Source organism: Burkholderia sp. FL-7-2-10-S1-D7, from assembly GCF_001524185.1.
Classification (GTDB): Bacteria; Pseudomonadota; Gammaproteobacteria; order Burkholderiales; family Burkholderiaceae; genus Burkholderia; species Burkholderia diffusa.
On the sequence record NZ_LOWY01000022.1, the window covers coordinates 179,616 to 200,442 of the forward strand.

Here is a 20,827-nt window from a genome sequence, read left to right on the forward strand (position 1 = left end):
GCAGCGCCCTTTTTCGTTCGGGCGGCCGCTTGCGCGGGGTGCCCGGATCGGTCGTCGTCGGCCGCGCGGCCGCCGTGCTCAGTCGGCCGCGGCTGGCACGAGCACCTCGCGGCTGCCGTTGATGCCCATCGGTGACACGAGTCCGGCCGCTTCCATCTGCTCGACGAGTCGCGCGGCGCGGTTGTAGCCGATACGCAACTGGCGCTGCACCGACGAGATCGACGCGCGCCGCGTGCGCACGACGAACGCGACCGCTTCGTCGTACAGCGGATCGGCTTCCGCATCCGGCGCGTCGCCGAACAGGTCCTGCGTCGCGCCGTCGGCCGCCGGGCCGTCGAGAATCCCTTCCTCGTACTGCGGCTCGCCGAACTGCTTCAGGTATTCGACGATCCGGTGCACTTCCTCGTCTGCGACGAACGCGCCGTGCACGCGCTGCGGGTAGCCCGTGCCCGGCGGCAGGAACAGCATGTCGCCCTGGCCGAGCAGCGATTCGGCGCCCATCTGGTCGAGGATCGTGCGCGAGTCGATCTTCGACGACACCTGGAACGCGACGCGCGTCGGGATGTTCGCCTTGATGAGGCCGGTGATCACGTCGACGGACGGACGCTGCGTCGCGAGGATCAGGTGGATGCCGGCCGCGCGCGCCTTCTGCGCGAGACGGGCGATCAACTCCTCGATCTTCTTGCCGGCGACCATCATCAGGTCGGCCAGCTCGTCGATCACGACGACGATCAGCGGCAGCTTCGACAGCGGTTCGGGATCCTCGGGCGTCAGCGAGAACGGGTTGCCGATCTTCTTTTCCTTCGCCTCCGCGTCGCGGATCTTCTGGTTGAAGCCCGCGAGGTTGCGCACGCCGACGGCCGACATCAGGCGGTAGCGCTTCTCCATTTCACCGACGCACCAGTTCAGCGCGTTCGCCGCGAGCTTCATGTCGGTGACGACCGGCGCCAGCAGGTGCGGGATACCTTCGTAGACCGACAGCTCGAGCATCTTCGGGTCGATCATGATGAGCCGCACGTCCTCGGGCGTCGCCTTGTACAGCAGCGACAGGATCATCGCGTTGATCGCGACCGACTTGCCCGAACCCGTCGTGCCGGCGACCAGCATGTGCGGCGCCTTCGCGAGATCGGTGACGACCGGATGGCCGGTGATGTCCTTACCCATCGCGATCGTCAACTGCGACGTCGAATGCTGGTACTGGCGCGATTCGAGGATTTCCGACAGGCGGATCATCTGGCGTTTCGCGTTCGGCAGCTCGAGGCCCATGCAGGTCTTGCCGGGAATCGTCTCGACGACGCGGATCGACGTGAGGCCGAGGCCGCGCGACAGGTCCTTCATCAGGCCGACGATCTGGCTGCCGCGCACGCCGAGTGCGGGTTCGATCTCGAAGCGCGTGATCACCGGGCCCGCCGATGCGCCGACCACGGTCACCGGCACTTTGAACTCCTGCAGGCGCTGCTCGATGACCTGGGCGGTCTGCGCGAGGTGTTCCTCGGTGATCGTTTCGACGTCGTCGGAGGCAGGCTCAAGCAGGTCGAGCGTCGGCAGTTCGACGTTGAACGATGCGGGTGCGTGGAATTCGAACGCGTTCGGGCGCGGCTGGCGCGCGGGTGCGGCCGATGCGTCCGGGGCCGCGGCGCTCGATTCCGCCGGAGCCGGCGGCACGGGGGGCTCGGAAAACGTTGCGTCCGGAGACGTTGCGGTCGTGACGGCCGGGATCGCGGTGCCGGTTGCCGCAGGCGTCGCGCCGGTGCCGGGCATGGACCAGCTCGCCGATGCAGCCGCGGGCGCCAGCGGGGTGGTGAACGACGGGGCCTGTGGCGCCGGTGCGGACGCGATGGCGTGCACCGGTGTCGCCGTGTCGATGGATTCGCGCGGTGCGGAGAAGGTTGGCATGGCCGACACAGACGCGGTCGCGGAACTCGGGGACGCGGCCGATGCCGTCGCGGCGGTGGTCGTGGCGAAGGAGGCCGGCGCGCTACCCGAAGTTGCAGGCACGCCGCCGAACGCGGCGGGCGCAGCGGCGCCGATCGTGCTCGTCTGGACGAGTGCGCCGGAAGACGGCGCCGGGACGACCGCAGCGGCAGGCGCGATGCCGGGTGCTGCGTGCGCTGCGCCGGCCGGCGCGGCCTGCGTACCGGTCGACCAAGCGTCAGGCGTGCGGTTCGTGGGTGCTGCCGAAGGCGTCGCCGATGCGGTCGACGTTGCGGTTGCTGCGCTGCCTGACGGGGCGGTAGAGGCGATCGCAGGCGACACCGGCGTGCTTTGCGCCGGTTGCGATCCGGTTGCGCTGAAGGACGTGCCGGTCGATGCGGGTGCCGTCGCGGCTGCCACGATCGGCGCGGTCGCGAACGGCTGCGACGTGGCCGGACCGGCAGCATTCATCGCGGGCGTCAGGGCAGACGCCGCCGCCACGCCTGGCACGGCCGCAGAAGTTTGTGCCACGGTCATGCCGTGGGCTCCGCTCGCAACCGCCGGGGCAGACGTCGCCGCAGGTGCGGACGGCTGCGCGTTGGGAACGACGGCGCCGCCGGTCGAAGGCGTTTGAGCGGGTGTCGTCGGTGCGGGTGCCGGCGTGACCGAGGCCGATGCCGCGCCGGTGGTACCGAGCGCCGATGCTGCCGCAGCCGGCACGTGACCGCTGGAACCGTATGCGATCCCCGTGGCGCCCGCCGGCGCGGACGGCTCAGCCGATGCAACGGGCGCTGCCGATGCGGGCGGTTGCGACGGCGACCAGGCGGCCGTGCTCGTCATGCCGGACGACGAAGGCGTAGCGGCGGCCGGTGTGCTGTTCGACGTGTTCGCGAGTGCCGGTACAGCAGAGCTCGGCGCGGTGCCGACGCGCGGCGACGCGGCCGTTGACGGAATCGTCTGCGCAGCAGAGGGGGATTCAGCGGACAACGGCTTCGACCACGATGCGGACGCAGGTTCCGCGATCGCGGATGTCGACGCCGCCGGTGCCGGGGGCATGGCGCGTTGCGTGCCTGCTGGCGATGGTGCGGTTTCTCCAGCGTGCTTTTCTGCTGCATGCCAGGCCGTTCCCGTCACGCCGCCGAACGGTGCGATGTTCGACGTGTCCGAGGCTGCCGGCGTCGCTGCCGCGACGGGCATTGCATCGGCAAGCGGCCACGTGGGCGTTGCCGCGATCGACGAAGCGGGGAGGGGAGCGGTCGGCGCGACCTGCTGGACAGGCTTCACGACGTCCGGAGCAGCTTGCGTGTCCTGTTTCGTATCGACCGATACGGCGGTATCGGCCGGCGGCGTGGATCGCGACTGGACCTGACCGACCGTCCCTGCGGCCGTTGCCGCATCCTTCGCCTCGGCGGTGCGGCCCATGTCGCCTGCCGTCGACGCGACGGCGGCCGGATGCGTATTGACGGATTCGCTCGTCGCCGCGGACTCGTCCGCGCCGGACAGCGGCGCGGCAATCCGGCTTTCATGCGATGCGCCGAGTCCGGAAACCGGCGGGCTGACGATGTCTTCCCACGGTGCAAAGTCGATCGGGGAATCGAGTACCGGCGCGGCGGGCGCATCGGCGTCCGCCTGACGCGTCGGTGCATTGGTCTCGACGCCGGGGGCCGGTGCGGCAGGCGACGCAGTTTCACCGAAGGCCGGAATGCTCGAACCAACATCGACAACGGGCATGCGCACGCTCGGCTCGGCCGGCATGAATGCATCCAGCACGATCGGTGCGTCGTCGTATGCGGGCGCGGCTTCGTGCGAAAGGCCTGCGTCGCGGGGCGCGGCCTGATGCGCGCCCGCAACGGTCCCGGCGGGTGCGACCGTCGATGCCGACGCTGTGACGCTCCCTGCCGCCGCAACCGCGCCGGCCAAGGTCGTCGCGGCGGCCGTCGCCGGCGCCGTATCGGGCGCACGCACATCGTCCAGCTTCGCCCATTGCGCGGTGCTGGCCTCGATCGAGCGCAGCGTGTCGTGAACGCTCGGCGCCGGCGTGATCGGCTCCGCGGGCTGCTGCACCCATGCGTAGAGCGGCGCGCGCGCGGGGACCGGTGACGCGGGGCGGCGCCGTGTCGCGTCGGGCGACTGGCCGGCGGCGCCGGCGCCCGCCACTGGGCGTGCGGGGGGGCGCGGCGGCGTCGCGGCAGCCGGGCGCGGCGTGACCACGGTGCGCGGCGCGGCAGGCTGCTTCAATGCGGCCGCGGCTGGTCGCGCGGTGGTCGGTTGCGGCCGAACGGGCTCGAACCCGGCCGGAAGCGGGGCCGGATTCGGGCGCGGCACCTGTGCGTTCGCGGCAGCCCGCGCGAGGCTGGCGGTGCTGCCGGTCGTCGGGGGCGGCATGGCGTTCGTCGTGCCCGGTGCGGGCGGCGGGGGCATGCGATGGGCCGACGTCGGCTTCAGCCAGCCCGACGGCGCGACCGGCTCCGTGAGCGGACGCGGCGCTGCGTTGCCGCGCGGCTTCGGCCGGGCTTGCGGATCGGGTTTCCACAACGTTGGGCGCGAATAGCGGCCGTTCTGGCGCGGCGCCATCGAGTTGACGGTGTGTGCGGTGGTTGGCTGCACGATGTCGTCGTCGCGATGCAGCGCGCTGCGCGGCAGGTCGGCGACGCTGCGCACATCGTCGTCGGCGTCGCGCGCGAGCTTGACGCCGAACGACGTGTCGACCCACGCGGCGAACTGCCGCCAGCCGATGCCGGTCAGCCACGGCAGGCCCGCGAAGAACAGCACGACCATCGCAACCGGCGTGCCGATCGGGCCGAGCACGTGCGCGAAGCCGTTCGAGAACGCGTGGCCGAGCGCGTTCGTGTCGGGGCCCGACAGCGGGCTCGTCAGCGCGCAGCTCGCGATGAACACGGCCGCGAAGCCGAGCCACAGACGAATCGAGCCGCGGCCGGCGAGTCCGCCGCCGCCGGGCAGCATCGCCTGAACGAGACGCCAGATGAGAAGGAGGAACCAGACGGCGGAGATGCCGAACCAGCCGAAGACAACCGTGTGCATGCTTTGATGAAACAGGAAGAGGGCGGGGAGCGCGGTGCGCGACCCGCCGAGTTTAACCGGCCGGCGAACAGGACTCTAAGGCAGCATGAAGGCGCCGATGCGCTTCCAGGCCGCGGGACGCGTGCGTCCGGGATTCGCGCGCGGCGAAGGCGGCCGGTCGGCCTTCGCCCGCGCGCGGCATCAGGGGCTCCGGCGCGTGAAGGTCAGCGTTGCGCCGGCTTCGGTCACGAGCTGCAGCTGCTGCGGCTCGCGCATCTGCACGCCGGTCTTCTCGATGTGCGCGAGCGCATCGAGGTACGCGTGTTCGAGCTGGCCGCCGAGTGTGTTCGGGCACGCCATGCGCGTGCCGGCCAGCGGCCCGAAGCTCAGCAGACCGTTCTTCAGCGCGTAGGTGCCCATGTAGCGGTTGCAGCCGGAAAAGCCGCTGGCGCTCCGGACGCCCGATCCGGTGGACAGCGCGAGCTTGATCGGCTCGCCGTTGTCGCCGTGCGGAATCGTGCGCGGCGTGCCGTCGGCGTTCACCCAGCTCGTGAGCTCCCAGCTCGTGTCGTCGAGCAACTGGACGGCGGCGGGGTTGTACGGATCGGGTGCGGGGGCGGCGGAATCGGGGTGGGTCGGCATCGCGCAGGCGGCGAGAAGCGTGGCAAGCGTCAACGCGCAGAGCGGCGCGCGCAACGGGCGAAGCAGGCCGGTGCGTGCGCGTGCGGCGGCGGACAGGTGGGACATGAGCCTCGTTCCTCATCGGATTCTGATCAAGCCGTAAGAGTAACGCACCCGCCCCGCGCGAGGCGAGCCGACACTTCGCGCGCGAAAACGTTCGCGTCCCGCCCGCGGGCCTCGCGCGGCGGAGCGGCGACACGACGAAACCGGCCGGACCGGCGCGGGTGCGCGTGTTAACATCGGAGCCGTTTTCGTCCTCCAACAGAACCAGCGGGAAATCACATGCAGATCGGTCAGCGGCTCGGTACGCCGCTTTCACCCTCGGCCACGCGCGTCATGCTGCTCGGCGCGGGCGAACTCGGCAAGGAAGTCATCATCGCGTTGCAGCGTCTCGGCGTCGAAGTTATCGCGGTCGACCGTTATCCGGACGCGCCTGGCCACCAGGTCGCGCATCGCGCGCACGTGATCGACATGACCGACGCCGCCGCGCTGCGCGCGGTCGTCGAGGCCGAGCGCCCGCACCTGATCGTGCCGGAGATCGAGGCGATCGCGACCGATGCGCTCGCGGCGATCGAGGCGGCCGGCCTGGCCGAGGTGATCCCGACCGCGCGCGCGACGCAGCTCACGATGAACCGCGAAGGCATCCGCCGCCTCGCGGCCGAGGAGCTTGGGCTGGCGACTTCGCCGTATGCGTTCGCCGAGTCGTTCGACGCGTTCAGCGCGGCCGTCGCGAAGATCGGCATGCCGTGCGTCGTGAAGCCGGTGATGTCGTCGTCGGGCAAGGGGCAGTCGGTCGTGCGGACCGAGGCCGACGTGAAGCCGGCCTGGGATTACGCGATGGCGGGCGGCCGCGTGAACCACGGCCGCGTGATCGTCGAGGGCTTCATCGATTTCGAGTACGAGATCACGCAGCTGACCGTGCGCGTGATCGATCCGGCGACGCTCGAGACGCGCACCTACTTTTGCGAGCCGGTCGGGCACGTGCAGGTCGCGGGCGATTACGTCGAATCGTGGCAGCCGCAGCCGATGAGCGCCGTCGCGCTGGAAAAGTCGCGCGAGATCGCGCACAAGGTGACCGAGGCGCTCGGCGGGCGAGGGCTGTTCGGCGTCGAGCTGTTCGTGCGCGGCGACGAAGTCTGGTTCTCCGAGGTGAGCCCGCGGCCGCATGACACCGGCCTCGTGACGCTCGCGTCGCAGCGCCAGTCGGAGTTCGAACTGCACGCGCGCGCGATTCTCGGGCTGCCGGTCGATCCGACGCTCGGCTCGCCGGCCGCGTCGGCGGTGATCTACGGCGGGCTCGACGAGCGCGGCATCGCGTTCGAGGGCGTGCGCGACGCGCTGGCCGTGCCGGGCGCCGACCTGCGCCTGTTCGGCAAACCGGAGAGCTTCGCGAAGCGGCGCATGGGCGTCGCCCTCGCGACCGGCGCGACCGTCGACGAAGCCCGTGAACGCGCGAAGCGCGCCGCGGCGGCCGTGCGGCCCGTGTCCGCGCGCTGACCGGACGAGGAGCGCGCGATGGCGTCGACATGGCAGCGGATCGGACGTATCGGGAAGGTGGGCGTTGCGCTGGCGCTGGTCGCGAGCCTCGCGGGGTGCGGCCTCGCGGCCGCGCCGTGCCGGGTCGTATCGGCCGGGCTGAAGATCGTGCCGGTCGTCGGCCATGTCGCGGCCGCGCCGACCGACGCGTGCGCCGACGTCATCGATCCCTGACCGACTGACCCTCAACCCATAACCAACGATAACCGCGCGCCCGTGAGGGCGCGCTCCCACCCGTCTCGTGAGAGGACCTGCATGATTCGCCAAACCTTCGCCGCGCTCGCGCTCGCCTGCACCGCCGTTTCCGTCGCGCATGCCGCGCAACTGACCGTCGAGGAGATCGACGCCGATTCGCGCCAGCAAGCTCTCTATCAGTGCGCGAACGAGAAGCAGCCGGTGCGCGTGTCGTACTGGCGCGCGGGCAACGGCCAGAGCTTCGCGCTGGTGCCGGTCAACGGGCAGCAGCTGCTGTTCGTCGATACCGTTTCGGCGTCTGGCGTGCGCTACCAGGCCGGCCGCTATACGTGGTGGACGAAGGGCAAGGAAGGGACGCTGCGCGACGAGATCGCGGACCAGAATGCGGCACCGCTGCTGGGCGATTGCGTGCAGATCGAGAAGAAGAAAAAGAAGAAGGGCTGAGCGCCGCGCGATCGGATACGCCGTGCGGGCGTGCCGATTGCCGCGATCGATGCGGGCAGCCGGGTTCGGCCTCGAGCCGGACCGCGGGGCTGGCGGCGCGCGGGTTCGTCGACCGCTTGCCAATTTCCCGAACCACACGCCCTGAATTCGACCCTTATTTTTGCCCCATCGGCCGATCGGGATAGCCCGGTCGCTCGACGCATCCGCCCGCGCCCGGCCTGCCGGAGCTCGCCGCGAACCGCCACCGTGGACGTTCGCGGCGTTGTCACGGACAGATTCCCGCGCAGTGCTACAATACGGCCCTTTCCGCCGGCATTCGCGCCGAACGGAGTCCGCACGGCCTGTGGCGCCCGATGTTCGAAATGAACCGGTCCCAAGCGCCAGAGCGGCGCCGCGCGGCGCGCCGCGGCTCCGTCTACTTCCGAAATGTGATGAGCGCAGGCCCGGCCGGCCTGACGCACGATGCCCCCGCCGCGCCTTTTGAGCGAAACGCCACCATGTCCGATTCTGTCGCTAAGCCAGCCGACGCAACCTTCGATCAATTCGGCCTTGCCGCCGATATCCTGAAAGCCATTGCGGAGCAGGGCTATACGACGCCGACGCCGATCCAGGCGCAGGCCATTCCGGTCGTGCTCGCCGGCCGCGACGTCATGGGCGCCGCGCAAACGGGCACCGGCAAGACCGCGAGCTTCTCGCTGCCGATCCTCCAGCGGCTGCTGCCGCAGGCCAACACGAGCGCATCGCCCGCGCGCCACCCGGTGCGCGCGCTGATCCTCACGCCGACCCGCGAGCTCGCCGACCAGGTCGCCGCGAACGTGCATGCGTACGGGAAACACACGGCGCTGCGCAGCGCGGTCGTGTTCGGCGGCGTCGACATGAACCCGCAGATGGCCGAGCTGCGCCGCGGCGTCGAGATCCTGATCGCGACGCCCGGCCGCCTGCTCGACCACGTGCAGCAGAAGACGGCGAACCTCGGGCAGGTGCAGATGCTCGTGCTCGACGAGGCCGACCGGATGCTCGACATGGGCTTCCTGCCGGACTTGCAGCGCATCCTGAACCTGCTGCCGAAGGAGCGTCAGACGCTGCTGTTCTCGGCCACGTTCTCGCCGGAAATCAAGAAGCTCGCATCGACCTACCTGCGCAACCCGCAGACGATCGAGGTCGCGCGCAGCAACTCGACCAACGCGAACGTCACGCAGATCGTCTACGACGTCGCCGAAGGCGACAAGCAGGCCGCCGTCGTGCAACTGCTGCGCGATCGCGGGCTCAAGCAGGTGATCGTGTTCTGCAACAGCAAGATTGGCGCAAGCCGGCTGGCCCGCAACCTCGAGCGCGACGGCGTGGTTGCGTCGGCGATCCACGGCGACAAGACACAGATCGAGCGGATGCAGGCCCTCGACGCGTTCAAGCGCGGCGAAATCGAGGCGCTGGTCGCGACCGACGTGGCCGCGCGCGGTCTCGACATCGCCGAACTGCCGGCCGTGATCAACTTCGACCTGCCGTTCAACGCGGAAGACTACGTGCACCGGATCGGCCGCACGGGCCGCGCGGGCGCGACGGGCGATGCGCTGTCGCTGTGCAGCCCGAACGAGCGCAAGCAGCTCGCCGATATCGAGAAGCTGATCAAGCGTCCGCTCGACGTGCAGACGCTCGTGATCGACAAGCCGGCGCGCCATCGTCACGACGAGCGTGTCGGCGATCGCGGGGGGGAGCGCGGCGGTGAACGCGGCGGCCGCCGCGAGCGCGACGAGCATCGCGGTGCGTCGGGGCGTCGTTCGGCCGGTTCCGAGCGTGGCGGCCATCACCGTCGTCACGAGGCGCCGGTCGACGATTTCTTCCTGAAGCCGTACGAACCGTCGGCGCCGGCGAAACAGCCGGAAGAGGCGAATTCCGCGCAGCAGCCCGAGAAGAAGGGGCCGAAGCGTCAGGTCGCCGCGCTGCTCGGCGGCTTCGGAATGCCGCGCAAGCCGTCGGCGTAAGCGGGCGGTTCAGGCGGTCGGTGCGGCGCGCGAGCGCTGCCGCGGAAACGGGTGCATGCGATGAGCATGTGCCCGTTTTTCATTGGGCGAGACGATTCGTGACGAGGCCGTCGCGAGGAGGGATGACTTGCCGCGCGGGCAGCGGGGCTTCGGTGCAGTGTCGTCAGCGCGCGTGCCGTCTCCGGTCGATTCAGCGCCGACCAATTCCGGAACCTGGTCGATGCGAACCGGAATCCCGCGAGCGGCTCAGCCGGCGCGTGGCCCGAAGCGACGCGCCCACGCATCGGTCGCGGCCGCGTAGAACGCATCGAGCGTATCGCCCAACGGATCGCCATCGGCGGCAAGGCCGAGATGCGCAGCGGCGGCCCGCAGCGCCGGCAGCGGATCGTCGCGCTCGAGCGCGATCGCGCCCGTCTGCTTGCTGAGCTTTTCGCCGTTCGCATCGACGACGACGGGGACGTGCAGGTAGGCCGGCGTCGGCACGCCGAGACAGCGCTGCAGGTAGATCTGGCGCGCGGTCGAATCGAGCAGGTCGGCGCCGCGCACGACGTGGGTGATGCCCGCGTCGGCATCGTCGACCACGACCGCGAGCTGATACGCCCATTGGCCGTCCGCGCGCTTCAGCACGAAATCGCCGACTTCGGTCGCGAGGTTCTGCGCTTGCGTGTGCTGCCAGCGGTCGTCGAACGTGACGATCGCATCGTCGCCGTCCGGCACGCGCAGCCGCCATGCACGCGCGGGCTTGCCGTGCAGGCCGGTGCGGCAGGTGCCTGGATACGCGAGGGTCGTGTGGCGCTCGTGCGCGGCACGCAGCGAATCGGCGATTTCCTTGCGTGTGCAGCCGCACGGATAGACGAGACCCGCCGCGACGAGCCGTTCGAGCGCGGCCGCATAATCGGCATCGCGCGTGCTTTGCCACACGGGCGGCTCGTCGGGGGTCATGCCGAAATGCGCGAGCGTTGCGAGGATGTCGTCCGCGGCGCCGGGCACCGTGCGCGGGCCGTCGATGTCCTCGATGCGCACGAGCCACGCGCCGCCGTGTGCGCGCGCGTCGAGCCAGCTCGCGAGCGCACCGACCAGCGAGCCGAAATGCAGCGGGCCGGTGGGCGACGGCGCGAAGCGGCCGCGGTAGCCGTTCATCGGGGCGCGGAGCGACGCGCGCTTACGCGGCGCTGGCTGCCTGCGCGCAGGCCGGGCACGACTGGCCTGCCACGTAGCTCGGCGATTGCTGGGCTTCCGGCGTGACGACCGCGCGGCACGCGAAGCACGTGACGTTTTCGGTCGGCTGCAGTTGCGGGTTCAGCGCGGTGCGGTAGTCGAACACGAAGCAGTCGCCGTGATAGTGCGCGCCGCCGACTTCCTCGAAATACTTCAGGATCCCGCCCTCGAGCTGGTACACGTTCTCGATGCCGATTTCCTTCATGTGGATCGCCGCCTTCTCGCAGCGGATGCCGCCCGTGCAGAACGACACGACCGTCTTGCCCTCGAGATCGGCGCGGTTCGCGTCGATCACTTCCGGGAACTCGCTGAACTTGTCGATCCGGTAGTCGAGCGCGTCGTCGAACGTGCCGACGTCGACCTCAAACGCGTTGCGCGTGTCGAGCATCACGACCGGGCGGCCGGCATCGTCGTGGCCGCGGTCGAGCCACGCTTTCAGCGTGCGCGCGTCGACCGACGGCGCGCGGCCGAGCTCCGGCTTGATCGCGGGCTTCTTCATCGTGATGATCTCGCGCTTCAGGCGCACGAGCATCCGGCGGAACGGCTGCGAGTCGGACAGGCTCTCCTTGAACTGCAGCGTCGCAAACTTGCCTTCGAACAGCGGATCGTGGCGGATGTAGTCGATGAACGCGTCGGTCGCTTCGTGCGGGCCGGCGATGAACAGGTTGATGCCTTCCGGCGCGAGCAGGATCGTACCGCGCAGGCCGAGTTCGTTGCAGCGGGCGGTGACGAGCGGGCGCCATTGCTCGGTCGCGTCGAGCGACACGAAGTGGTAGGCGGCAAGGTTGACGATGGTCATGATGGTCCGACGGGAAAACGGCCGCGGCCGTGCGGCGGGCGCACGGCGGCCCCGCAAAAAAAGGGTGCGAAGCCGGGGCGATGATTCGAAAACCCGTATTATCCCGCAAACTGCGCATGCGCCGGCACCTGACCATTCGGCCGACGTCGCGCGCATCGGCCGAACGGCCGGGCGTGGGGATTTTTTGGGCAGCCGGTGCGACGACGCGGCTACAATAACGCCCATGTCAGATCCCCGCTTCGTCCATCTTCGCGTTCACTCCGAATTCTCGATTGCCGACGGCATCGTGCGTCTCGACGACATCGTCAAGGCGGCAGCCGCGGACGGTCAGGGCGCGCTCGCCCTCACCGATCTCGGCAACGCATTCGGCCTCGTCCGTTTCTACCAGGAAGCCCGCGGCAAGGGCATCAAGCCGATCGCCGGCTGCGACGTCTGGATCACCAATCCGGACGATCGCGACAAACCGTCGCGCCTGTTGCTGCTGGTGAAGGACAAGGTCGGCTACCTGAACCTGTGCGAGCTGCTGTCGAAGGCGTGGCTCACGAACCAGTATCGCGGCCGCGCGGAGCTCGATGCGAGCTGGCTCGACGGCGAGCTCTCGCAAGGGCTGCTCGCGCTGTCGGGTGCGCAGCAGGGCGATATCGGGCTCGCGTTCGCGGCCGGTAACGAGGAAGCCGCGCGCCGGCATGCCGAGCGCTGGGCGAAGGTGTTCCCGGGCGGCTTCTACATCGAACTGCAGCGTTACGGCCAGCCGGGCGCCGAGGCGTACATCCAGCAGGCTGCGACGCTCGCCGCGTCGCTGAAGCTGCCGGTCGTCGCGACGCATCCGACGCAGTTCATGACCAGTGACGACTTCACCGCGCACGAAGCGCGCGTGTGCATCTCGGAAGGCGACATGCTCGCGAATCCGCGACGCCAGAAGCGCTTCACGACCGATCAGTATTTCCGCACGCAGGACGAGATGGTCGCGTTGTTCGCCGACTTGCCGTCGGCGGTCGCCAACACGGTCGAGATCGCGAAGCGCTGCAACCTGAAGCTCGAGCTCGGCAAACCGAAGCTGCCGCTGTTTCCGACGCCGGACGGCATGTCGCTCGACGACTACCTGGTCCAGCTGTCGAAGGAAGGGCTCGAGAAGCGCCTCGAACAGCTGTATCCGGATGCGGCGGAGCGCGAAGCGCAGCGCGAGACGTACTACAAGCGGCTCGAGTTCGAGTGCGGGACCATCACGAAGATGGGCTTCCCGGGCTACTTCCTGATCGTTGCGGACTTCATCAACTGGGCGAAGAACAACGGTGTGCCGGTCGGCCCGGGCCGCGGCTCGGGCGCCGGTTCGCTGGTCGCGTACGCGCTCGGCATTACCGATCTGGACCCGCTGCGTTACAACCTGCTGTTCGAGCGCTTCCTGAATCCGGAGCGCGTGTCGATGCCCGACTTCGACATCGACTTCTGCCAGCACGGCCGCGATCGCGTGATCCAGTACGTGAAGGAAAAATACGGCGCGGACGCCGTGTCGCAGATCGCCACCTTCGGCACGATGGCCGCGAAGGCTGCCGTGCGCGACATCGGCCGCGTGCTCGACCTCGGCTACATGTTCACCGACGGCGTCGCGAAGCTGATCCCGTTCAAGCCGGGCAAGCACGTGACCATCGCCGACGCGATGAAGGAAGAGCCGCAACTGCAGGAGCGCTACGACCACGAGGACGAAGTGCACCAGCTGCTCGACCTCGCGCAGCGCGTCGAGGGCCTGACGCGTAACGTCGGGATGCACGCGGGCGGCGTGCTGATCGCGCCGGGCAAGCTGACCGACTTCTGCCCGCTGTACACGCAGGGCGACGACGGCGGTGTCGTCAGCCAGTACGACAAGGACGACGTCGAAGCCGTCGGCCTCGTGAAGTTCGACTTTCTGGGCCTCACGACGCTGACGATCCTCGACTGGGCCGAGCGCTACATCCGCCGTCTCGATGCGTCGAAGGCCGACTGGTCGCTCGCTCAGGTGCCGCTCGACGATCCTGCATCATTCCAGATCCTGAAGAAGGCCAACACGGTCGCCGTGTTCCAGCTGGAAAGCCGCGGGATGCAGGGCATGCTGAAGGACGCGCAGCCCGACCGCTTCGAGGACATCATCGCGCTCGTGTCGTTGTACCGTCCGGGCCCGATGGACCTGATCCCGAGCTTCTGCGCACGGAAGCACGGCCGCGAGAAGGTCGACTATCCGGATCCGCGCGTCGAACCCGTCCTGAAAGAGACCTACGGCATCATGGTCTATCAGGAGCAGGTGATGCAGATGGCGCAGATCATCGGCGGCTACTCGCTCGGTGGCGCCGACTTGCTGCGCCGCGCGATGGGCAAGAAGAAGCCCGAGGAGATGGTCAAGCACCGCGAGATCTTCGCCGAGGGTGCGGCGAAGAACGGCCTCACGCGCGAGAAGTCCGACGAGATCTTCGACCTGATGGAGAAGTTCGCGGGCTACGGCTTCAACAAGTCGCACGCGGCGGCCTACGCGCTGCTCGCGTATTACACCGCGTGGCTGAAGGCGCACCATCCGGCCGAATTCATGGCGGCCAACATGACGCTCGCGATGGACGACACCGACAAGGTGAAGATCCTGTTCGACGACTGCGTCGTGAACAACCTCACCGTGCTGCCGCCGGACATCAACCAGTCGCATTACCGGTTCGAACCCGTCGCGGAAGCCGACGGCAAGCGCTCGCGCACGATCCGCTACGGTCTCGGCGCGGTGAAGGGCAGCGGCCAGAACGCGATCGAGGAGATCCTGCGCGCGCGCGAGGAAAAGCCGTTCACCGACCTGTTCGATTTCTGCGAGCGGATCGACCGGCGGGTCGTCAACCGCCGCACGATCGAGGCGCTGATCCGTGCCGGCGCGTTCGATTCGCTGAACGCGAATCGCGCGCAGATGCTCGCGTCGGTGCCGCTCGCGATGGAAGCGGCCGACCAGGCCGCGGCGAACGCGATGCAGGCCGGCCTGTTCGACATGGGGGCCGAGTCGCCGCACGCGCATGCGCTCGTCGACGAACCCGCGTGGGACGACAAGCGCCGTCTGCAGGAAGAGAAGGGCGCGCTCGGCTTCTACCTGTCCGGGCACCTGTTCGATGCGTATCGCGACGAAGTGCGCCGGTTCGTGCGGCAGAAGGTCGGCGACCTGAAGGAAGGGCGCGACAAGCTCGTCGCGGGCATCATCGCATCGCTGCGCACGCAGATGACCCAGCGCGGCAAGATGCTGATCGCGTTGCTCGACGATGGTTCGGGCCAGTGCGAGATCACGATCTTCAACGAGCAGTTCGAGGCGAACAAGGCGCTGTTCAAGGAGGACGAACTGCTGATCGTGCAGGGGCAGGCGCGCAACGATGCGTTCACCGGCGGCATCCGTTTCACGGCCGACACGGTGATGGATCTCGAGCGCGCGCGCAGCCGCTACGCGCAGGCGGTGCGTCTCACGATGAACGGCAATGCGGATGCGGCGGCGCTGCGCCGCGTGCTCGAGCCGCACGTGTCGAAGGACGATCCGGCGGCCGCGCAGGCGGTCGAGGCGCCCGCGCCACGCGGCGGCGGACGCGATGGCGGCCGTCGCCCGCAGGCGCCGCTGCCGAACGGGCTCGCGGTCCAGATTCACTACAGCAACGCGCGCGCGCAGGGTGAAATGCGCCTCGGCGACTCGTGGCGCGTCAAACCCAGCGACACGCTGCTCGCGGAGTTGCGTGCGACGTTCGACGGCAGCAGCGTCGAAATCACGTACTGAGCGCTCCACCCCGGACGACCGTCGCCTGCATGGCCCGTCGCATCGCCATCGTGCGGTGCGGCGGGCCGTTTTCATTTCGGCGGGTGCTTGGGGCCGTCATCCGGACGCTATACAATCCCTCGCGCGCGACGCAGAGGCGGCGCCGGCTGCGGCACGTCCGCCGGCCGGAGGCGATATCGCGCGCTTGAAAACGGAGGCGGTTCAGCGCGGCACGTGATGTGGCGCGATGCCGCGAGCGACCGCGCGACGAGGCCGGCACGGGGAAGTACACCAGGATGCCGTTCGGTACGCGACGATAAAAAAACGACTGCACGACCACAACAATGGCCAACGGGAAACCGACGGGGCGGATCCTCGTGATCCGGATTGATTTTCTGGGCGACATGCTGTGCACGACCGCTTTTCTCGGCGCGCTGAAACAGCGCTGGCCCGATGCGGAACTGCACGTGGTCGCGAACCGCTACAACGCGGCCGCGCTGGCCGGCAACCCGGACGTGCACACGGTCCATACGTACGTGTACAGCCGTCAGTGCGAGCGCAACGACCGCCCGGGACGGATGCGCGCGTTCTTCGACCGGCTGCGCCTCGTGCGCAGGCTGCGCCGCTTGCGGTTCGACCTGGTGGTCGTGCCGAACGGCGGCATGCATCGCAGCAGCATCCAGTTCGCGCGGCAGCTCGGCGTGAAGGATTGCCGCTGGCACGATGCCGATTCGGAATTCGACGATCGCAAGCCCGAACACGTCGCGTCGCGGCCGATGTGCCATGAGGCGCTGTCGGGATTCCGGCTCGTGCCCGAGCTCGGCCGCACCGAGCTCGAGGGTCTCAAGCTGTCCGTCCACCCGGATCGCGCGCTGCAGGAAACGTGGTCTCGGCTGCTCGGGCCGCGCACGAAGCCGCGCGTCGGGCTCTTCGTGTCGAACAAGGCGGCCGAGCGGCGCTGGCCGGCCGATCGATGGCGCGATCTCGGCCGGCGGCTCGCACCGCTCTCCGACGTGATCGTGTTCCGCGATCCCGCCGTGTCGGCGGCGGCCGATCACGACACGTGGCGGGACGTAAGCGCCCGCCATGTCGCGCCGTCGTCGGTCGCCGAACTGGTGGCCGCCGCGAGCCTGCTCGACGCGATCGTGTCGGCCGACAGCGCGCCCGTTCATCTCGCGTCGGCGCTCGGCGTGCCGGTCGCCGCGCTGTTCGAGGACCGCCCCGAGAAATACCGGCGCTGGCATCCGCTCGGCGTGCCGCATGTGATCCTGCGGGCCGGCGCGACGGTCGACGCGATCGGCGTCGACGCGCTCGAGCGCGCGGTGCTTCATCTGTTGATGCCGGCCGGACAGCCCGACGACGCAATGGGGGCAGCGGTGCCGCTCCCGGCCGCCATGTTCGCGGTACCCGCAGTCGACGCATTCGTTTCGTAGCCCCGGGAAGCCAGGCGGCGACGGCATTGCCGGCGCTGCCGTTGAACGGGCAAATGGGCACCCGGCCCCGCCGTGCGCGGCGCGTCGTTGCCTGCCGCGATGCCGGGCGGGTGCCCCCAACGGCCGACCGCGGCGCGTTACCGACGCCTGCACCCGCCGCCGCGCCGCCGGCCGCAAAATCCTGTACATTGCGAGCCTTGTCCAGCCAGCTAGACGGAACGATCGCCGTGGCCCTGTTTTCTTCCGCCCGCCCGCCCAGAACCATCCTCGTCGCAGCCCCGCGCCGTATCGGCGACGTGCTGCTGACGACGCCGCTCGTGCGTTCGCTGAAGGCGCGCTGGCCCGACGCGCAGATCGACATGCTGGTATTTCGTGGCACCGAGGGTGTGCTGGAGCACAACCCCGACGTGCGGCGCGTGATCGTCGTCGCGCAGCGTGCGGGGTTCCGGGAGCGTCTGCGCGACGCGCTGTCGATGTGGCGCCGCTACGATCTCGCATGCGCGGCGCTGAGCTCAGACCGGCCGCGTTTCTACAGCTGGTTCGCCGGCCGCAAGCGCGTCGGCCTCGTCGATCCGAACCGCGTCACCTGGCTGACGCGAATGATGCTGAACGGCATCGCGATCAATCATCACGAATCCGCGCATACGGTCGTCAGCACGCTCGCGCTCGCACCGGTGATCGGCATCGAGCCGGTATCCGAAGTCGTCGCGCCGGGCATCGGCGACGATCCCGAGCGGCGCGCGCGATTCGACGCGTGGCTCGCGGAATCGCCGGCGATCCGCGACGGCAAGCCGCTCGTGGTGCTGCATCCGTATCCGATGTTCCGCTACAAGCAATGGCGGCTCGAAGGTTGGGTCGAGATGATCGAATGGCTGCGCGCGCAGGGGTTCGCGATCGCGCTGTCGGGCGGTCCGGCCGATCGCGAGCGCGAGTATGCGGAGCAGGTCGCGGCCGAGGCGGGCGGCGACGTGCTGAATCTGGTCGGTCGCCTGACGTTCGGCGAAAGCGCGGAACTGGTGCGGCGTGCGCGGCTCTTCATCGGGCCCGATACGGGCGCGACGCACGTTGCCGCTGCGACGGGCACCGACACGATCGCGCTGTTCGGTCCGTCCGATCCGGTGCGCTGGGGGCCGTGGCCGCAGCACTGGCCCGCGACCGAGAACCCTTGGGCGCTGCGCGGCTCCGCACGGCACGGCAACGTTTGGCTGTTGCAGGGCGAGGGCGATTGCGTGCCGTGCCGGCACGAAGGCTGCGAGCGCCATGTCGACAGCCGCAGCGACTGCCTCGTCAATCTCGGCACGCAGCGCGTGAAGGCGGCGGCGGCCGAGATGCTCGGGCTGAATCCGCCGGGCGCCGCCGACGCGGTCATCGACACGTCGCGATTGCATCGCGCGCGTTCCGACTGACGCGTGAAGGCTTTACGTTTCCTGATTTGAAAAGCGGGGGAGTGGTGACGCGTCGACGGCGCGCGGCCGTGCTTCCGGCAGCGGCGCGCGTGCGCCGCCATTGAATCCCGAGAGGCCGAACCTGCGGCAGGCGGCAACGCGGATCGAGCGCCGCGCGCCGCATGATGCGTTACGCGCTGCGCCGGATCGCCGAGGTCTCGCGGGGCAGGGCTTCGCTGCGCGCGCCGCAGCCGAGCAGGATCCCGGCGAGCAGCACCAACAGGTGGCCTTCGGCGAAATCGAGCAGCAGCGAATTCGCGAGGCTGCCGATCGCGAAGATCGCGAGCCACGCGAGCAGCAGCTGCCGCGAGCCCGGATCGAGCGCGCGGCTGCCGCGCGCGATCTGCACGATCAGGTTCACGAACAGCAATACGCCGAGCGTGCCGAGCTGCACGGCCATCAGCAGGTATTCGTTATGCGGATTCGACGTGAGCTGCCCTTCGGCGGCCGTCTTGCCGGCCGTGAGCTTCTCGAACTCGAACTCGAGGCCACCCGCACCGTAGCCGATCACGGGACGCATGCGATACAGCTCGAGCCCCTTCTTGTACCACTCGAGACGCAGCCCGGTCGATGTGACCGCATCGGTCTGCCGATACTGCTGCACTTCCGACACCACCTTCACAAGCCGGCCGTTGTGCACCGTGCACGCAGCGACGACCAGTGCGACGCCCGCCAGGACCAGCGCACCGGCGGCGAGGCCCGCGCGCAGCGCCGACTGGCGGCGCATCAACAGCACGAAACGCACCGCGACGACGAGGATCAGCAGCAGCGCGATGACCTGCCCGGTGCGCCCCTGCAGCATCACGAACACATTGATCAGCGACCATGCGGCGACGGCGGCATACGCGGCTCGCGACAGCGCGGTGCGGGCCGATAGCGCGAGGTCGGCGGCCTGGTAGAACAGCAGCGCGCCGAACATGCCGGCCGCAATGTGGTTCTTGAACACCCAGGCACGCGAGAGCGGCAGTTCGGTCGCATGCGCGGGCCCGATCGCGGTCACCCCGAGATAGTTGGTGGTCGACAGCAGCAGGATCACGCACAGCGTCCCGAACCACGCGCGTCGCACGATCGGCGCCCAGTTCGAGTGGCGGAAGGCGAGCACGGCAAACGGCAGCAGCAGCAGCTTGTCGTACTTGGCGACCCAGCTCCACGCCTTCGGGTGCGGCGCGACCGTATAGGTGACGCTCACGGTCAGCGCCGCGAGGATCAGGAGCGCCGCGAGCGACGCCGGTTCGGTGATGAACGTGCGCAGGTCGCGCCAGAATTCGGGGGAGATGACGAGCGCGGCCGCGAACAGCCCGCAGAAGACGTTGGTCAGCGCGGTCGAGACGGGCACCATGCACAGCGCGATGACGGCGAAGGCGCGGGCGGCGGTCAGGCGCCGCGTGGCGGGAGCGGAAAACGAAAGCATCGGAACCTGTCGAATGGGCGAATGCGGCATGCGGGCACCGTGCTGCGCGCCGCGCGTCCCGGCGGCACCGCGCGGGACGAAGCGCGCAGTATACGCGAAGCGGCGGGCGTTTCTTTACCGTTTCCGGGGTCTGATCAGCTGAATGCGCGCTTGATCCGCGAGCGCAGCAGTGCGCGCTTCAGGCGCCCCTCGACGGCCGGCGTATCGAGCGCGAGTCGCGAGCCGGCCGGCTCGCCGCGATGCAGGTAATAGCGGTCGAACGTGGCCTGCGTCATGCCCCATTTGTTGAGGAACTGGCGGCGGCCATCGTTCTTGACGATCTTGCCTGTGCTCTTCTGCTGGAAGTGATAGACGAGGCTGTCGCCGACGCCGAGGAAGATCCGGCAGCCGGCGTCCCAGAATTTCATCGAGAAGTCGTTGTCGCTGCTCATCCCCGGCGACAGCTCGCTGCTGTAGCCGCCGATGCGGTTCCACCAGTCGCGGTGCACGAGCGTCGGCGGCCAGGTCGAGCCGAGCCAGTCCGCGCGCGCGAGGCGCGGCGTGGCCGCGACGAGGCCGGCCGCGTCGAACTGTTCGGCGTCGCGGCCGAAATTGCTGACGACAACGCACGGGTTGCGCGTGTCGACCGGCTCGACCATCGTGCCGGACAGCATGAACAGGTCGGTCGGCATCTGCTCGATGCGCCGCACGAGCGCCGCGTCCCAGCCGGGGCAGCAGTACATGTCGTCGTTCATGTAGACGACGTAGTCGCGCGTGGCGCGCGCGGCGGCCAGGTTCACCGCGTGGCAGATGCCGATGTTGGCCGGCGACGCGGTGTGCTCGATGCCTTCGCTGCGCACCCAGTCGAGCGTGCCGTCCGAGCCGTCGTTCACGTGCACGATGATCTGGTGGTCATACGCCGAATGGCGGCGCAGGCTGTCGACGACGAGCTTGAGGTACGGCAGGTTGTTCCAGGTCGGGATGATGATGGAGAACATGGCGGTCGGATTCGGTGGTCGTCGTGTCGGCGGCGCGT

The 20,827-nt window shown here is 69.2% G+C and carries 13 protein-coding genes; 7 read left to right on the top strand and 6 right to left on the bottom strand.

Annotated elements, in window-relative coordinates:
* Positions 1-78 precede the first annotated feature (78 nt).
* Positions 79-4,956 (bottom strand): DNA translocase FtsK, encoded by a 4,878-nt coding sequence (locus tag WS75_RS11310; RefSeq protein ID WP_059680547.1) that lies wholly within the window; start codon positions 4,954-4,956, stop codon positions 79-81.
* 180 nt (positions 4,957-5,136) lie between these two features.
* Positions 5,137-5,682 (bottom strand): META domain-containing protein, encoded by a 546-nt coding sequence (locus WS75_RS11315; RefSeq protein ID WP_059680548.1) that lies wholly within the window; start codon positions 5,680-5,682, stop codon positions 5,137-5,139.
* A 216-nt stretch (positions 5,683-5,898) separates the two neighbouring features.
* Here WS75_RS11315 and purT point away from each other — a divergent pair, with 216 nt between their 5' ends.
* The 4 genes from purT to WS75_RS11335 all read left to right on the top strand — a co-directional run bounded on the left by purT (position 5,899) and on the right by WS75_RS11335 (position 9,770).
* Positions 5,899-7,113 (top strand): formate-dependent phosphoribosylglycinamide formyltransferase, encoded by a 1,215-nt coding sequence (purT, locus tag WS75_RS11320; RefSeq protein WP_059680549.1) that lies wholly within the window; start codon positions 5,899-5,901, stop codon positions 7,111-7,113.
* An 18-nt stretch (positions 7,114-7,131) separates the two neighbouring features.
* A complete protein-coding gene (locus WS75_RS11325) occupies positions 7,132-7,326 on the top strand; it encodes a DUF6726 family protein (RefSeq protein WP_059680550.1) in 195 nt (64 codons plus the stop codon).
* Positions 7,327-7,407: 81 nt separating this feature from the next.
* Positions 7,408-7,791: an MliC family protein gene (locus tag WS75_RS11330; RefSeq protein WP_059680551.1), complete on the top strand. Its 384-nt coding sequence runs from the start codon at positions 7,408-7,410 to the stop codon at positions 7,789-7,791.
* Positions 7,792-8,222: 431 nt separating this feature from the next.
* Complete coding sequence (locus WS75_RS11335; protein ID WP_059680634.1) at positions 8,223-9,770, top strand: DEAD/DEAH box helicase; 1,548 nt, start codon at positions 8,223-8,225, stop codon at positions 9,768-9,770.
* 246 nt (positions 9,771-10,016) lie between these two features.
* Here WS75_RS11335 and gluQRS read toward each other — a convergent pair whose 3' ends face one another.
* On the bottom strand, positions 10,017-10,910 hold the full coding sequence (gene gluQRS / locus WS75_RS11340) for a tRNA glutamyl-Q(34) synthetase GluQRS (protein WP_059680552.1): 894 nt from the start codon (positions 10,908-10,910) through the stop codon (positions 10,017-10,019).
* A 22-nt stretch (positions 10,911-10,932) separates the two neighbouring features.
* Complete coding sequence (locus tag WS75_RS11345) at positions 10,933-11,787, bottom strand: sulfurtransferase (RefSeq protein ID WP_059680553.1); 855 nt, start codon at positions 11,785-11,787, stop codon at positions 10,933-10,935.
* A gap of 223 nt (positions 11,788-12,010) precedes the next feature.
* On the opposite strand from WS75_RS11345, the gene dnaE reads away from it, so the two are divergent.
* The 3 genes from dnaE to WS75_RS11360 all read left to right on the top strand — a co-directional run bounded on the left by dnaE (position 12,011) and on the right by WS75_RS11360 (position 18,362).
* The gene (dnaE, locus tag WS75_RS11350; RefSeq protein WP_059680554.1) at positions 12,011-15,544 is read left to right on the top strand and encodes a DNA polymerase III subunit alpha; all 3,534 of its coding nucleotides are present in this window, start codon (positions 12,011-12,013) and stop codon (positions 15,542-15,544) included.
* Between the two features lie 323 nt (positions 15,545-15,867).
* On the top strand, positions 15,868-16,956 hold the full coding sequence (locus tag WS75_RS11355; protein ID WP_059680555.1) for a glycosyltransferase family 9 protein: 1,089 nt from the start codon (positions 15,868-15,870) through the stop codon (positions 16,954-16,956).
* A gap of 227 nt (positions 16,957-17,183) precedes the next feature.
* Entirely contained in the window at positions 17,184-18,362 is a 1,179-nt protein-coding gene (locus WS75_RS11360) for a glycosyltransferase family 9 protein (RefSeq protein ID WP_059680556.1), read from the top strand.
* A gap of 169 nt (positions 18,363-18,531) precedes the next feature.
* Here the strand turns inward: WS75_RS11360 and WS75_RS11365 are convergent, their stop codons facing one another.
* Both WS75_RS11365 and WS75_RS11370 read right to left on the bottom strand, forming a co-directional pair.
* Positions 18,532-19,812 carry an O-antigen ligase family protein gene (locus WS75_RS11365; RefSeq protein ID WP_059680557.1) on the bottom strand — a complete coding sequence of 427 codons (1,281 nt, stop codon included), beginning with the start codon at positions 19,810-19,812 and terminating at the stop codon, positions 18,532-18,534.
* Between the two features lie 134 nt (positions 19,813-19,946).
* The gene (locus tag WS75_RS11370) at positions 19,947-20,789 is read right to left on the bottom strand and encodes a glycosyltransferase family 2 protein (protein WP_059527283.1); all 843 of its coding nucleotides are present in this window, start codon (positions 20,787-20,789) and stop codon (positions 19,947-19,949) included.
* Positions 20,790-20,827: the final 38 nt, after the last annotated feature.